10 protein-coding genes are annotated in these 15,421 nt (G+C 32.7%); 7 read left to right on the top strand and 3 right to left on the bottom strand.

Annotated features, from left to right (window positions below; translation table 11 throughout):
• The 4 genes from M902_RS07420 to M902_RS07400 all read left to right on the top strand — a co-directional run.
• Positions 1–228: IS3 family transposase (locus tag M902_RS07420; protein ID WP_156979760.1), on the top strand; the 228-nt coding region annotated here is incomplete at its 5' end.
• Between the two features lie 444 nt (positions 229–672).
• Positions 673–951, top strand: a complete 279-nt coding sequence (locus M902_RS07410; protein WP_040314468.1) for an SHOCT domain-containing protein — start codon at positions 673–675, stop codon at positions 949–951.
• 27 nt (positions 952–978) lie between these two features.
• A complete protein-coding gene (locus tag M902_RS07405; protein ID WP_021267142.1) occupies positions 979–9,120 on the top strand; it encodes an RHS repeat-associated core domain-containing protein in 8,142 nt (2,713 codons plus the stop codon).
• Between the two features lie 12 nt (positions 9,121–9,132).
• Positions 9,133–9,621: a hypothetical protein gene (locus tag M902_RS07400; RefSeq protein ID WP_021267137.1), complete on the top strand. Its 489-nt coding sequence runs from the start codon at positions 9,133–9,135 to the stop codon at positions 9,619–9,621.
• Positions 9,622–9,965: 344 nt separating this feature from the next.
• Here the strand turns inward: M902_RS07400 and M902_RS07390 are convergent, their stop codons facing one another.
• Genes M902_RS07390 through M902_RS07380 form a run of 3 tightly spaced genes read right to left on the bottom strand, consistent with a single transcriptional unit; the run spans position 9,966 to position 12,461 of the window.
• The gene (locus M902_RS07390; protein ID WP_040314466.1) at positions 9,966–11,282 is read right to left on the bottom strand and encodes a DUF4365 domain-containing protein; all 1,317 of its coding nucleotides are present in this window, start codon (positions 11,280–11,282) and stop codon (positions 9,966–9,968) included.
• A 43-nt stretch (positions 11,283–11,325) separates the two neighbouring features.
• Positions 11,326–11,673: a hypothetical protein gene (locus M902_RS07385; protein WP_021267140.1), complete on the bottom strand. Its 348-nt coding sequence runs from the start codon at positions 11,671–11,673 to the stop codon at positions 11,326–11,328.
• Positions 11,670–12,461, bottom strand: coding sequence for a hypothetical protein (locus tag M902_RS07380; protein ID WP_021267134.1), 792 nt, complete (start codon positions 12,459–12,461; stop codon positions 11,670–11,672). The genes M902_RS07385 and M902_RS07380 overlap by 4 nt, the downstream gene beginning before the upstream one ends.
• Before the next feature lie 481 nt (positions 12,462–12,942).
• Here M902_RS07380 and M902_RS16505 point away from each other — a divergent pair, with 481 nt between their 5' ends.
• From M902_RS16505 to M902_RS07370, 3 genes are read left to right on the top strand one after another with little or no spacing between them, the layout of a single operon-like run.
• Positions 12,943–13,083 carry a hypothetical protein gene (locus tag M902_RS16505; protein WP_021267145.1) on the top strand — a complete coding sequence of 47 codons (141 nt, stop codon included), beginning with the start codon at positions 12,943–12,945 and terminating at the stop codon, positions 13,081–13,083.
• Positions 13,080–14,918 (top strand): hypothetical protein, encoded by a 1,839-nt coding sequence (locus M902_RS07375; protein WP_021267135.1) that lies wholly within the window; start codon positions 13,080–13,082, stop codon positions 14,916–14,918. The genes M902_RS16505 and M902_RS07375 overlap by 4 nt, the downstream gene beginning before the upstream one ends.
• A 10-nt stretch (positions 14,919–14,928) precedes the next feature.
• On the top strand, positions 14,929–15,249 hold the full coding sequence (locus M902_RS07370; RefSeq protein WP_040314465.1) for a hypothetical protein: 321 nt from the start codon (positions 14,929–14,931) through the stop codon (positions 15,247–15,249).
• Positions 15,250–15,421 lie beyond the last annotated feature (172 nt).

The raw sequence follows: 15,421 nt of genomic DNA, 5'->3' as shown, positions 1-15,421 counted from the left end.
AGAGGTAGTATGAGCAGAAGAGGAAATTGTTATGATAATGCATTTGTAGAAACATTTTTTAAGACGATCAAGAGTGAATTATTGTGGAATCAAAATTTCTTAAGTGAAAAGCATTTGAAGTTTGAAATATTTGAGTATATAGAAAGTTGGTATAATAGAAAAAGAATTCATTCTTCACTTGATAACAAAAGTCCATTGGAGTATGAATTATCAGCGCTAAGCGCTTAAACTAAGTGTCCACTATTCGTGGGGAAGTCCACTATTTTTTTAAATTCTTGTATTTCCCATTCTAATTTCTTTAATAGATCGTTAGGTGATTTTAATACAAAAACTCTACTTACACTTTTTATGCTCATAAATGAAATATTCACATTTATAAGTTTAAAAATCAATTCAATGTATTTTTTAAAAATAGCCAATTTTTTGTGTTTTCATATCTTTTAAATGAATATATTTCATCTTAACAGTATATTTTCTAAAGGATATCTTTAGAAACGGATTCGTAATGCTCCTTGTAGTGGGAACTCTATATTGTTTAGTAATGCGTTTTCTTGAGGTTCTCTTTCTAAGTTATCGAATTTACTGCTTATTTTAAAGAAAAATGGAATTCTTTTTCAGAAAAATTTGTTGTGCCCGATACTCAATTAAATATAAATATTTGATGAGGGATAAATGAAGAATTCATTCATAGTTTTTAGTTTTTTAAGTATTTTATTTGTTAGTTGTAGTGGAAGTGGCCCAAGTGACACCTCTACCAAAGCTAATTCAGGCAGTTCATTAGCAGTACAGAAAACTGAAGAAATTGTTCAGATGAAAGATAGTTTAAAAGACACTCCTTATTCATTATCAAAAAAAGAGTTAGATGAACTTAGAGCAGATGGTGCTATTTCGGAAGAGGACTATCAAGAGCTACTAGCGTTATCTAATTCAACATCAACAACATCGAATTAATCAAAACTATTAGCAGGACGTTTGATCATGTATAGAAATACATTTACGAAGATTATTTTACTTTCAATTTTAACAATCAATGCATGGGCCTTTATAGGTACAAGTTATAATAGAAAAGGTGTTGTGATTAAGTATGACACTCCAGCTCCAGCAGATGTTAAACATGAGTTAGGAGAGACTACTAAACTTACTGGTTCTATTTGTGTTTCTAAATATTCATCAATTTTTAACAAATTAAAGTGTCGTGCTACACTACAGGGGAATGTATCGATAAGAGCATATTTTCCAGATGCAATGACTGAAGTAACAGATAAGTTGGAAGTTAAAAAGGTTGGTAAAGAATATCAATGGTCATTTAGAACTCCTGAGCTACAAAAAGATAGTGAGAATACACTTCAAATCTTAGTAGCAAAAGATGATAAGAGAATAAAGAAGTATGAAAAACTACAAGCTAAGCTAAATAAGAGAATTCTCTATGTCGAAAATAGAGTACAGTTCTTAGAAGGGAAAGAGGTTAATGACAGGCTTATTTCATGGCTTAATGAATTAAAAGGTCGACTAGAGAGAGTTTCCAAAAATATCGACTCTTTAATTGAAGAAGATACATCAGTTCTTGCTCAAATAAAGATCCCACTACAAGTTGATAATGAAATTTCATTTCCATTTTATTACTCAAGTTTTTTCTCTGGTCATAAAATGTCATTACGTGTGCCACTTGGGTCACCAATTGAAGGTGAGTCGATTAAGGTTGAGGCAATGTCTAAAAATCTTACTGGAAAAAGCTTTTGGTTTCCAGAGATTGACGAGAAGAATGATTCTGATGATGAATCACTTAATGACGATGGATTAAATCAATATAAGCTTGATCTAATGTTTAATAGTGATCTTAAATTAACAAGTGGATTTACTGAATTACCATTTGGAGAAAAAATTGATCTTACGTATGAATCAGGAAAAATTAGCTCTAGTGATTTAAATAATCTTAGTCTAAAGCTTTCAAAAAAATTAAATCTTCATTTTAAAATTTTTAATAAGAAGTTGGAATTAGACTTTCCTTATGGAGAAATTGGATACAATTTACCTGTTACAAAGGATGTTGTACGACCTATTTCAAATAGCAATTACTTTGAAAGTAATGGATCTTTCTATAAGAGTATCGATGGAGCTTCATTTATATTTCATGATAGCCTAGGAGTACTAGACGCTGAAACAATTAGGATACATGCACTTAGTGCTGAAGATGGTAAAGAGATAGAGCTAGATTTTATTAAAACATTTGTGAGTCGAGACCTGATTGAGGTTGAGATTCTTAACTCTAGTGCTTTAGGAGATGGGAAATATGAAGTTTCTGCAGTTATTAAAGATTTAGCAGGTAATCAAAGTTTTGCTTTTAAGAATGATTTCTTTATCGATAATACAGCTCCGACAATATCTAATTTTTATAATTATCCAGAATTAACAAGGTCAAGCAATCTACAAATAAGTATAGATGTCGTAGACTTTTCAAATACTACTACATATTTATTTCATAATGGCGTTGAAGTTTATAATACAGTATCAAAATTTGAATTAGTAAATATTAATTTAAAGGAAGGAGAAAATATTGTTGAAATTATATCGATAGACTCCGTTGGAAATAAATCATCTTTAATTCTACCTGTTGTTTACTTGGATACAACGGCTCCGACATTATTAAGTATTGTTCCTGAATCAGGAAAGACAATTTCAACTTTAACTCCAAATTTTAAGATAGTGAGCGATGAAAAACTTAAGAAGATTATTATTAACGGTCAAGAAACAAGCGTCGATGGGACAACTTTTGAGCAAGTTGTTAATGCTTCTGCCGAAGGTGCATTAAATTTAAATATTAAACTTGAGGATGTAGCTGGAAACTTATCAGAATATAATCTGTCATATTTTGTTTCTTTAAAAGTGTTGAATAAAAATCTCATCTCAATTCTTCCAAATCTACAAAATGGAAAATTAATAGTTAGAGGGAGTGTCGGTGCAAGTTTACCTCTTTCTGTTATTGAATTTGATGCAGGTTTTTTTAATCGTGAAGAGTTGATAAGTAATGAAGATGGAGAGTTTGAAGTTGAATTGGATTACTTTAAAAATATAAAAATTGTAGGAGAAAATACAAAACTAGGGAAGAGTGATACTGTATATATGAACTATGATGTAGATACGACGCTTTCCGGTCTTGTCTTAAATACAGAAGGGAATCCATTACCAAATGTAAGAGTTAAATTACCTGAAAGTGGGCAGGAGGGTTATACCGATGCATCAGGTAGTTTTAGAATAGAAAATCCTATAGTCGGTGATCAGTTGTTAGTTATTGATGGTTCAACTATTCCGAATAGCTTTCTTGATGGAAAAGTTCAATATTTTAAAACCTCTATGAAGCTAAATATTGGTTACACTCAATTGAATGTTATTGATAGGCCAATATATTTATCAGGACTAGTTCTAGATGATGAAACTGCAGTTATAGATGATGGAAGTCCTGTGATTGTTGAAAATTCAAATATAGAAGGATTCTCTATCGAGATTCCATCAAATACTGCTGTTTTTCCAGATGGCTCTAATTCTGGTCAAATAAGTGTTAAGAAAGTTCTGGCAAATAGGACTACAGTACCTGTTCCAGACTTTGCTGTCCCTGAAAATATTTATTCATTAGAGCCTTCTGGTCTTAAGTTTAATGAGCCTGTTAAGTTAACCTTACCTAATGAAAATGAATTACCTGAAGGTGCAGAAGTTGCGATCATTTCCAAGAATAGTAGGCTAGGGACTTGGGACATTGATGGTATGGCAAAAGTAGACCAAGGTGGCCAAACTATTTCCACTAAGGATGGGCAAGGGATAACGCACTTTTCCGATGTGTATGCTGTACCAATAGCACCTAAATTATATGATACGAACTTTAATAGAAGTGCAGGTGGAGATGTAAGCAATGGTGCGTATAAGACTAGTATTCAGTTACCAACATACAAAGTAAATGGGCAAGACTTAGGAGTATCCTTAAATTATAGTAGTAACTGGGCAGACCCTAATATTGTGTTAAGTAGTTTGATTGATATAAACAGGAATGAAAGGGAATTAAAACGTGATATTTTCACAGGAATTCCATTTGTATATTCTAAAACACATCATGAAACTATTGATACTTGGGTGGAGCCAGAGTTTATTGAGTATGAGTTTTATTCAGATGATATTAAAACAGAAAAGATAACAAAAACAGGAATACCTAATAAAAGTCTTCTTGTTTATGCTGTTGATATGAAGTCTAAACAGTCAGGTGTTTATCCATACTTACTTAAAATTGGAATTAAGTTAAAGCAACTTTTTATTACGTCAAGATATACTGTGAAAAGAGTTTTTTATCATTGGAAAGAAACTAATACAGTTGTTGAAGAAGACAGTAAATTAATTGATGAAATTTTTCCACAGGATTTTTCATCAAGTTTTATGTTGAACAATCAATCAGAATCGAAAAATGGTTCAGGATGGATGTTGAACAATGAGAAACATATATATGAGAGTAGTAACAGCAAGTTAATGCTAAATGAAGCAGGGAAAATGATGTCTTATGGACTGAATAATGCTGTTAGCACTGTTTATTCGTCTCCTGATAATCTAAATTCTAATTTTTTAGAGGTTGGTGAAAATATTCTGAAAATAAGTAAGACTGATGGCTCTGTTTTAGAAGTCGACAGTGTGACAGGTAACGTCTTGAGCGAAGAAGCGTATGACCTCTTTACAGGGAAGATACGTTATAACCAGTCTTTATTATCTGGATATTGGACTCCTGATGGGATGGTGTTGAAACGAGTTTGTAAGTATAAATATACTGACTATAGACAAAGAGTTGACTTGGCTGGTGAAATCTTAATCGGAGATTCTAGTCTTCTTGCTATCGATCGAAATGGTGCAATTGTTTCAATTGGAGGCGGAGATGCCGAAGTCTTAAAAGGTGGAGTTGAAAATATGCCTTCGTTTCAGGGTCAAACAACAGATCCCTGTGAAGAAATTGTTGGACTTGTATGTGAGGGAAATGTAACAGAGCATATTTCAGATACTGCTACATGTGGATCAGTTGGAGATAGTGAAGGGAAGCGAATTAAGAGAGGGTATGAAGATGGTGAACAGCCATTATTTAATACTCTTACTTCTATTACAAAATTAAATAGCTCTCAAGTATTAGTTAGTGATTATGGAAATAATCTAGTTCGTTTATATGACTTGGATTTAGACAAGGTATCGACATTTGCTGGAAATGGAAAAAATACAAACGAAGGTGATGGTGGGAAAGCATCAGATGCTAGTATATTTCATCCTGTTGATACTGAAGTTGGACCAGATGGAAAGGTCTATATTTTATCGGAAAGCGGACTTGTTAGAATGGTCTCTAAAGATGGGCCAAATGGTGAATATAGGAATATAACTACTTATGCTGGTGATATGGGTGAATTTGAGAATTCAAATTTTACCCATAGGCTTAAACTATTCCTAAATAAGCCACAAGGACTGGAGATTGATCATAACCGTGGTTTAATGTATATCGCAGATACGGGAAATCATCGTATTGTTCGTATTAATATGGCGAATGGTGTTGCTGAAACGGTTGCAGGAAGTGGGGCATGTGATTCTTTAGATAGAGAGAATGTATCAGCAGTAAATATGAGTATTTGTTCCCCAGAGACGATTTCCTTAGATAGTGTTGGTAATATCATATTCCTAGACAGCAAGTTTAACAAAGTGAAAAAAATTCACCTTTATGATAATGATGGAAATAGCTCAGATAAAAGGATCTATTTATCTGATAATGGTGATGGCTCTTTTATTGAAAAAAAATCTGATGCTACATTTTTACGTAGTTTAAGGAATGGGACAATTGAAAAATATGATGCGAGTGGAAGAGTTATCGAGGTCGTTGATTTATCTGGAAATAGAGAGGAATTAGAATATGAAGGGGATAAGTTAAGTCGCTTTATTGATTCGAAGGGTGGAGTAACAGAGTATTATTACAATTATAGTGGATATTTGAGCAAGATTGTTGACCCTGTTGGCAGAGAAACATATTTCGATATTTCTAATGGATTATTAACAAGGGTTACGTTTCCAGATTCTTCTGTCCGTAAATTCAATTATGATGGAAATCTGATTAGTTCTGAAGTTAATAAGTTAAATAATACAACTAATGTAGAGTATAACCAATGGGGAAGAGTTGAAAAAGTGATCGACTCAATGGGGAATGAACATATTATCAATGATGTTCTTAGTAATAACCTTGACTCCTCTTTTGTAAATGGAGGTTCAGGAGACTTTGTTGATTTTGATGATGTGAGTACTGTTGAAGTATCAAGTAATGATCAGAATAACTATTATTTAAAATATGATTATAGTGGATTTGTAACTAATGTATTGAGAGATGACGGGAGCAGTACAAAAGTTGAGTATAATACAAGTGGGCAAGTTTCTAAAATAACTAATGAAAAAGGAGAACTTAAAAGTTTCTCTTATGATGCAGTTACTGGTGACCTTATTTCTAGTTCGAGTTCAAACGGGAATGATATAAATTATCAATATGATAGTTTTGGTAACATTATATCAGTTGATAAGAATGGGAGTGTTGTTTTAGAGTTTATATATGATGATAAAAATAGATTAATTCAAAAAAATAATGTTCTATCAAATATTGTTGAAAACTTCACACATTCAAGTGATGGCTTATTGTTGTTGCATGAGCTAAATACAGGAGAGACAGCTCAGTTTACATATGATGAATTCGGTAATGTTAGTGAAAGAGTAGGGACCTCTGGAAAAAAAGTTGGATATATAAGAGATGTAGCTGGTAATATTGCTAAAATTATTGATTCTGGCAATGAGGTTTATTCGAGAGAGTATGATGTATTTAATAGATTGATAAAAGTCACTTCTCCTTTAGGTGAGGAAACTCATTATGAGTATGACCTCGAAGGAAACTTGTTTAAAATTACGGATTCAAATTTAAATACTACAGAGTTTCTATATGATAAATTAGGTAGATTGGTGAAGAAAACTGAACCTGGGAATAAAGTTACCCTGAAAGAATATAATAATAAAAACCGAATAACATGGGAAAAAACCGCATCTGGCGTTGTAAAAAAGTATAGTTATAATGAGTTTGGTAAGTTGGTTCGTAAAGAACTTCCAGATAATGTGTATGAATATTATTATGATGAAAATGATAACTTAAAAAGCATTAAAGATAATAATACACAAGTTCATTTTGATTACGTAGATGTTAATGATGAATATAAAATAAGTAGTACCGAGACTGAAGGGTATTCTGACTTATATAATCTACCTACTGATGAAATAAGTTACAGCTATAATAGCTTGGGACAGCGAGTTGGAATGTCTTTTTTTGAAGGAAGTTTTTCATATAACTTTAATGAACTAAACCAGCTTGAAAATGTGATCAATCATAAGTCAGAAGTTTTTGATTTTAGTTACTCTGGTACTGGTAAACTTATTTCTAGTCGAACACCGGCTTCGTTGTCAGAAATAAACTATGAAGATGGAAAAGTAAAAGAGCTAAGCCATTTAAAAGTATCTGATTCAACTAAAATTAGAAATATAAGTTTTGATTATGATAACAATGGTAAGTTGTCTAGTATTCTAAATAACGGGTCTCTATTAAGTATTAGTTACGATGCTAATGGACAATTAGTGAATGCTGGTGATGAAAGTTTTGTATATGACTCCTTGGGGAATCGAATAAGCGATGCTTATGGATCGTATCAATATGACAGCTTCAAAGAAAAGTTAATAGAAGATTGGAGATATCTATATTATTATGATAGTGCTGGCAATGTATCTAGTAAGATAGAAAAAGAAACAAATGACTTAACACAGTATGTTTATAATAGTGAAAACCAGTTAATTAGTGTTCTCTTTTATCGTAATGGTAGTACTTTAGAGAAGACGTCCAATTATTTTTATGATGCGATAGGTAGACGTGTTAAGAAAACTGTTGAGAATGGTTCAGGTAGTACAAATCGCTTTTATGTTTATGATGGGAATGATCTTTTAAAAGTATATGGTGATGATGGAGTATTGGGGATTTTTACACATAGTAACTTACGTATTGATGATGTATTAGCTGTAGATGTTACTTCACATGGAGTAGATACAAAGATCGCGAAGAACGTAGGCAGTTATTTTTATATTAAGGATCATCTGGGAAGTATTGTTGATATTGTTGATAAGGACTCTAATGTAATTCAGAGGTTTAAGTATAGTGCTTTTGGAGAGATACTTTCGGTAAGAGATGGCTCTGGAAACTCGCTAAATGAAAACTCTATAAGAAACATGTTTTTCACATTTACTGGACGAGAGTTTGATCAAGAAACAGGATTGTATAACTTTCGTGCGAGATATTATGATCCAGCCTCTAGTCGTTTTATGCAGAAAGATCCAGACTCAGGTAAGATAGAAATTCCTTCTACTGTTGTTAATAAATATATTTACGCTATTAATGATCCGTTTAGTTTTATAGATCCTACAGGGGAATCGATATTCTCTGATGGTGGTTTTATAGGTGATTTGGTTTTCGCAATAATAGCTATTGTTGTTATCGCAGGTACAGGCGGTGGTGGTGCAGCTTTCTTTGGAGCCATTAAAGCTGTCGGTGCAGCTGCCTTAGGTTCTGCTGTTGCAGCAGGACTCATGACTCTCGGGGGCGGTGGAGATTTTGCGGATAACTTTCATACTGTATTTAGGGTGACTATTATGTTTATGACTATGTCAGCAGTTTTTCATGCGGCTGCAGGACATACAGTAACTGCTGGCGCTAATACTTGGTTTAGTGGCTATGTAGAAGGAAGCGGCCCCCTTTTTGGGCAATCTGCCGGCTTAACAGTTGGTCCTGCTACTACTTTTAGTAATGCTACTTTAACATCAGGTGCTGAGGCCGGAGGAGCTTTAGGGGCACATGAGTTTGGACACGTTGTACAATTCTGGGGGCACTCTTTAATTTCTGGTTTATCTGTATCTGATAATTCTGGTGGGAATGCTGTCAGTAGAACATATCTTAGTTATGGTATAGTTAATCTTCCTGGTGTATTTTCAAGTACTATACCTCAGGAAAAGTTGATATCGTCACTAATGAAGCCTTTTTGGTAAAGTGGAGATTGTGTGGAAGGTCGCTATTGGTTTATTTTATTTTTTATGTTTGTAACCTCTTTATTAGTTAGCTGTTCGAGTACATATACTCTTCATAAGTATAAAGTAGCGTGTGAGAGGCCATTCTTTTTAGATAGAGAGTATGTTTCTGATAACATAACAATAAAGGAGATTCCATCAGACCTTTCATGTTCAAATTTTAAAAAATACAAGATAACAAGGCTAAGGGTAAATGTAGTTTACGAAGATAAAAGAGAGTTCTACTTTGATAAGATGGAGGAGTATGTATATGCAACGTATGACTCTAGTCGTTGTGAGCTCTCTTTTGCTCGACCTCTTAAAGGCCGAGTTCCGGATACAAGAGAAAGCTACCAAATATCAAATAAATATTTATATAAACCATTGTTAAAGGTATTAGGTATAGAGTCTGGCGAGTCATTACATAGAACGATGTCATTTAATTCATTAGAACGTTTTAAAGTATATTGCAATTCACATTAGTTTAATATTTTAATTCGACTTGATATAGAGGATTCTTTCATTTTTGTATCAGTATTTTGATAAACCTTATTTTGTAATATGAATTTCATTATTTAAATTTTGTTTTTTTGCATGATTAATAAATAAGTTTCGTCTATTTCTTCTACTACAGACTTCTCAAGTTTCTCAATTTGATCATCTGTAAAAGGTGTTCTTTGCTTCTTGAATTTTTTACTTATGATTGTAGGTGACTTAAATGAAATATGCCTTTCTTTATCTTTTATAGTTTCCTTGTGGTTTCCTGATATTATTAGGCAGCTTGCTATGAAGTGGGTGGACTTCCCCACGAATAGTGGACACTTAGTTTAAGCGCTTAGTGCTGTTAATTCATACTCCAATGGACTTTTTTTATAGTTGTCTACATTTGATTGAAGAAGCCTCGTTTCGAAAGAGAAATCAGCTTTTCCACTTATTGAATATGATAAAATAAGCATCTTGTGGCCAATGGATTCGAGTTCATTAATGCTCATTTTACAATTTCTTATATTGAAATAGTTTAAGGTTTTTATAACTTGTTTTAATAGTTTTGAAATATTAATAATCACCCCAATTTCAACATTCGAAATAGTCGTAGGTGAATCTATAATTCTTTTAGCATCTACTTCAATAATTATATGCTTAAACTCTATAGAGTTTAGTACAAATTGAACTTCTTCATAGAGTTCGAATATACATCTTTTATTTCCAGATTTTATATCTATCTTAAAATTAAAAGTTTTTAACTTAGGTTTATATATTATATTTATTATACCTGTTTGAAATCGAAATATTTTTAGCTTGTCTGGAAGTGAATTGTAAATAGGCCCTAGTGAGTATATGTCAGCCTGTATTTCTGATACATATTGTCCATCTTTATTAGGAATGATGAGTGCAGCTTTTAAATCGTTAGCTTTGATTTTATCAATATTTATAAGCCCAGTTTCTGTTTGGTTTATTGTTTTTTCTAATCCAAATCTTGTTTCAGAGACTATCGTATTATTCACTCTGAAACTATTTGAAAGGCCAATTAATGCATGAACCATGTTTTCTGTCTCATTGAAACTAGATGTTCTAAACTGTATTTTTGTATTAAGCTTATCGTAGCCAATTGTATTTGTTATTCTTATTTTATTTTGTATGTAAGTTTGAACATTTTCTCCAGTGTAGCCTTTTATAAGCTTAAGTAGGTCCTCTTTTGAAATGTTTTTAATTTCATCTGATTCATCAAAAGTAATAGATATCTTCTTTTTATGGAGATGTTTAACTCCATTTATATCTGCTTCTCGAAGTCTTTTTATCGTACGCCCTATTAATTTATCATCAACATGAATTAAATAAGCTCTTTGAGGCTCAATAGAAGAATTGTTATATTTGAAAATTATAATAAAGGATGGCAGTGGTTCATTTACAAACCTTTGCATATTTGTAAGTTTAATTGAAACAGATTTTTTATTCGTTTTGGTGGATTTAACTTGAAACTTAACAATAATATTTTCAAAGTTTTTTTCGTGGTTTAGTTTTTTCCCTGAATAATCATTTGGAAACTCTACTGTGTAGTCCCATCCTGTAGCATCATTTAGCGAAGAGGAGTTTGCAATTAGTCCATTTGCACTACAAAGTTGTTCAAAATAGGCTTGTCCCATTCTTCCAATATCGCACTTCATTTAACTCAGTGGGGCATGGTTGTTAACCACCACCCATATCTCCACCGTCGATAAGTCTTCTCAGAGTACTAACGTCTATTGTTTGACTGTTGTCTAAATATAAAGATCGAAGGTCAAGATTAGACAAATCATTTAAATCAATAATCGTATTTGTTGGTGTAGAGTGTACTCCACGAATCTTTTCGATTTCCTCTTGAATGTCTATTACTCTTGAGTATACACCGGACTTTGAGATCACTGCTTCTAGTTTCTCATTTGGGATTGATATTTTATTTGCTTTACGATTTAATATCGTACTTATAGACTCATCACTTGCTAGTGAATGTTGAGAAAGATTAAATAGGGCCAATAATATAATTAAATATTTCATTGAAGCACCTTCTTGTTGTTAATCAGAAGATCTGAATGTTTAACTAGGCTATCCATTGCTATCCCTGCCCAAACGACATCACGTCCTTTTGATTCTGGATTATTCATTACTTCTCTTATTTTTTGGTTAGCTTCGATACAAATATCTCTCAATTGTGGAATAACAACTTCTGTATTTACTGATTCATATTGTACAGAGAGCCAGTTTTTATTGTCTCCAAATGAATCAAGGTCATAGTTAAACTTTATTAGATTTTGAAGAACTTGCTTAACAGTATCTTGTTTAGCATTAATTGGCCCTTCAATCGAAACTTTTCCATTATTTTCTTTTAATATTCCATTAGTGATAAGTTTATCTAGAATTCCTAATCCTCTTCTTCCAAACTCTTCTAAAGTTCGCTCTCTAGTAAGACCTTCACTTGATGTGGCCATGATCAGAAGCTCATAAGTAGATGGGTCTTGAAAGTAAGCCTCTGCTTCAGGAACTACAAAAGGTACGTCTTTATTTCCCGGATAAACGCTTTCAAAGTTTTCATACATTTTTGGATAGAAGTTCTTAATAAACATCTGGATATTTTCTTCTGTAGATACTTCTTGGACAATCTTTAAAGCATAATTGAAAGAAGGGTTTTTTACTTCTTTTTTAGCAATACGATCAAATGTTGAATTAGGAATACCTAGCTTCTTGGAAAGCTGTAGGCTAGAAAAACGTGGGTATGACTTCTTAATCTTGTTAACACAAGACTCTAGAAAGTCAGGTAAATCTGCAAATTGATTTGCGTCTAACACGTTATTTCGTACTCCGTTAATTTTGATGCCTTTTGTTATTACTAACTGATTTGCCAATAATCAAGAATAAATTCACAAAATATGTGAAAAATACATGTCTTACGTATTTATAGGTATTTACCAAATTGAAATAGCTTTATTCCAAAACGGAATACTCTTTCTTCCCACGGTGAAAAATAATCATCCAAGTGTCTAAAAAACGTTTCCCAGATTGGAAAACTTCTTACCGTGGTAAGAAGTTTTATTTCCCACAGTAGGAATCTTTTGATTCTTAATCTCGATCCTATGTAAACCAGCATTCACTTATTTAACAACAAGAATAGAAATTGGAGGAATTCATGAGGTGTGAATTAAGAAAAGCTACAGATTGTTTTCGAAGTTTAGTCGGAAGCATTTCTGAAAAGGAGCTTTTTAGTAACAAGGTTTTAATGGAGAAGGTTTGTGAAGCCTTAAAGCTTATTAATTTCTCAAGGGGGATGAAATGAAAGAAATGGTGATCATGAAAATTAAAGAGGTGATTAATTTAATTAGTGAAGAAGAATTAATTGAGAATAAGGAGTTAAGCCGTCAAGTGAAGTTTCTTCGAAAATATTTTGGTGATTGGAAAGGAGATAGAACATGAAGTTGAACATATTAATATTAACACTCTTTTTAGGATTTATCTCTTGTGGTTTTTCAGAGAAAAAGGAAGGTGATTTAGTTTCAAATATTGAGCGTCTTGAAGATCAAGACTTTGATGGAGATATGATTTTAAATGACAGGGAAGATGAGCTTGGTCTAAATGATCAAATTGCAGATATCCCTCGCTTAGATTTATCTTTTGGCCAAGGCTATAAGCTGAAGTTAAATATTCAAAATGATGAGTCTTTGGAAGAAGTTATTATTAAAGATTCAGTAAAGCAAGATGACGCAGACTTTAGCTACACTTATGGAAAAAACTTACTGTGGGATAAGTCATCTCAAAACTCTGCTAAAGTTGGACGCTTTAGTGGACATAGTTTTGGTGAAATTTCTGAGCTTGATAGTGATTTAATTAAATATGACTTAGATAATGAATTAAGCCGTTTTGAGTCTCAACTAAAAATTAAAAAATTATTGAGTAAGCCAAAATCAAGTATTGAGTCAATATCAATTAATATAAAGGCACGTTTATATCTTAATAAGCATCCATTATTTAAAGAAGTTAGAAATCCTGTATTTGGTATTTATTATTATGACTATAAGAATAAGAAGTATCAAGTCCTTAAAAGAGTTAGTCTTGATCTAGTACTAAAAGAAAATGTTTTAGAAGAAGTTAGTATCGAATTATCAGATATCCCTGAGGGATTTGTTATGGAGAACTTCCTTAAAAAAGGGGAGTTCGTTTACCTAAAGCTTCTTGATTATGAACTAACTGAACTCAATACAAGCTTTAAAAACCTAATTAAGAGTATTAAATCAAAAACTACAACCGTTAATATTTTTAATCCATATGAGCATAGAATTGAATATGTATCTACAAAGAGTGGAAAGTCTTTTGTACAGGTTTTAGATACTATTTATAAAGATGAATATGAAATATCAGGAAATAAGTTAACAAAGCTTGGGGAGTTCACGAATAACTTAAAAAGTTATGAGCAGTTAATTGAAGTTAGGGATGAATTGAAAAAAGGGAAGTGGTTTGTTTATACTAATGAAATTGATCAAAGTTACTTAACACATCCTTTTTCCCCTCAAGATAGTATCGTTCTTTCCTACATCACTGGTAATAAACTTTCTAATCAAATCGAAGGCTATACGAGATCATATAGAAGTGTCATCTCAGATACGAATCCCGAGTTAAAGTTGGGAGATTTTGGAGTTCATTCAAAAGTATCGTTTTTAATAGATGTGAATGAGATATGGGGTGATGAAGTTATTAAGATGGTAGATACTGTAAGGCCAGCACCTTGTCATGGAAATTGTCCAGTAAGCGACTTCGCTTGTGTTATCTCATTAAGGCACTATACCGGAAAGAAGTTTAGAGCACCTTTTAAAATGGAGTATAGCTCAAATGTATTTTCAATTAAGGTCGAAGATAAGGAGTACTCACTAGACCAATTAATTGAAGATGGAATTATCGAGCGACAAGAACTCGATGATAAATATCTATTTGAACTTGTAAAGCCTAGTTTCTTCTTTTCTAATCGAGAGGTAGGGAGAAAGTCTATCTCATTATATACTCCTACTTTCAAAGATAAGTTATTCAACGGATTTAAACTAGATTCAATGTCTGGAAAGACAGGTCATTATAGTTGTCCTGATGCAATAATGCGATTTGCTCAAGGTAACAATATTCCTTTGTCAGTAGAGTCTAAAGATTTTCATAAATGGAAGCATTGGGTTAATTGGTTAAAAGTTAAACGTGGTGAAAACAAAGAAGAAGTTTTAGATTTTAGTTTTTCTGTCACGGGTTCAGTAACAAATTTCTATAATTGAGAGGAATATAATGAAAAATATATCATTTAAAAGTCAAAGGCGAATTGATATTGCCTGTCCTTTGACGTGGACAATGGCAGTAACGAGTTTGATCTATTCTCCCCATACTTTTGCGTTCAGCAAGCTCAAAAATGGTTTTGAGACCATTACCTCCACCTATCTCATCCCCCTTGCGGGGGCGGTGGCCGGAGCTTCTTTTATTATGTTCGTCACGCTCTCATTCTTTAAGCAGGACGAATACCAAAAGAAAGCGGCAAATGTGGCGATTTTATCAATCTTTGCAGGCTCAGGCCTTGAGCTGATTAGAAACCTAATTCAGAGCTTTAGCTAGGAGTCTCAGATGAGTAGAAATCAATTTCCAACATTGCTAAACCAGAAGGCCACCATGCTCGCAAGTCTTACAAGAATTGATCTTCTCGTAGTTGGTTCAAGTTACCTGATCCTTTCATGGATGAAAGTTTCAGGTCTTTATTCTCTCGCAATAATTGCGTTGGTTTTAGTGT

Source organism: Bacteriovorax sp. BAL6_X (assembly GCF_000443995.1).
Classification (GTDB): domain Bacteria; phylum Bdellovibrionota; class Bacteriovoracia; order Bacteriovoracales; family Bacteriovoracaceae; genus Halobacteriovorax_A.
The sequence above is the reverse complement of the archived record's forward strand: the minus strand, read 5'-3'. Positions and strand labels throughout refer to the sequence as shown.

What these genes read in the sequence shown, in the direction of transcription:
- M902_RS07375 (WP_021267135.1), top strand. Translation starts at nt 13,080, where the DNA reads ATGAAGTTGAACATATTAATATTAACACTCTTTTTAGGATTTATCTCT.
- M902_RS07370 (WP_040314465.1), top strand. Translation starts at nt 14,929, where the DNA reads ATGAAAAATATATCATTTAAAAGTCAAAGGCGAATTGATATTGCCTGT.
- M902_RS07390 (WP_040314466.1), bottom strand. Translation starts at nt 11,282, where the DNA reads ATGGGACAAGCCTATTTTGAACAACTTTGTAGTGCAAATGGACTAATT.
- M902_RS16505 (WP_021267145.1), top strand. Translation starts at nt 12,943, where the DNA reads ATGAAAGAAATGGTGATCATGAAAATTAAAGAGGTGATTAATTTAATT.
- M902_RS07385 (WP_021267140.1), bottom strand. Translation starts at nt 11,673, where the DNA reads ATGAAATATTTAATTATATTATTGGCCCTATTTAATCTTTCTCAACAT.
- M902_RS07405 (WP_021267142.1), top strand. Translation starts at nt 979, where the DNA reads ATGTATAGAAATACATTTACGAAGATTATTTTACTTTCAATTTTAACA.
- M902_RS07410 (WP_040314468.1), top strand. Translation starts at nt 673, where the DNA reads ATGAAGAATTCATTCATAGTTTTTAGTTTTTTAAGTATTTTATTTGTT.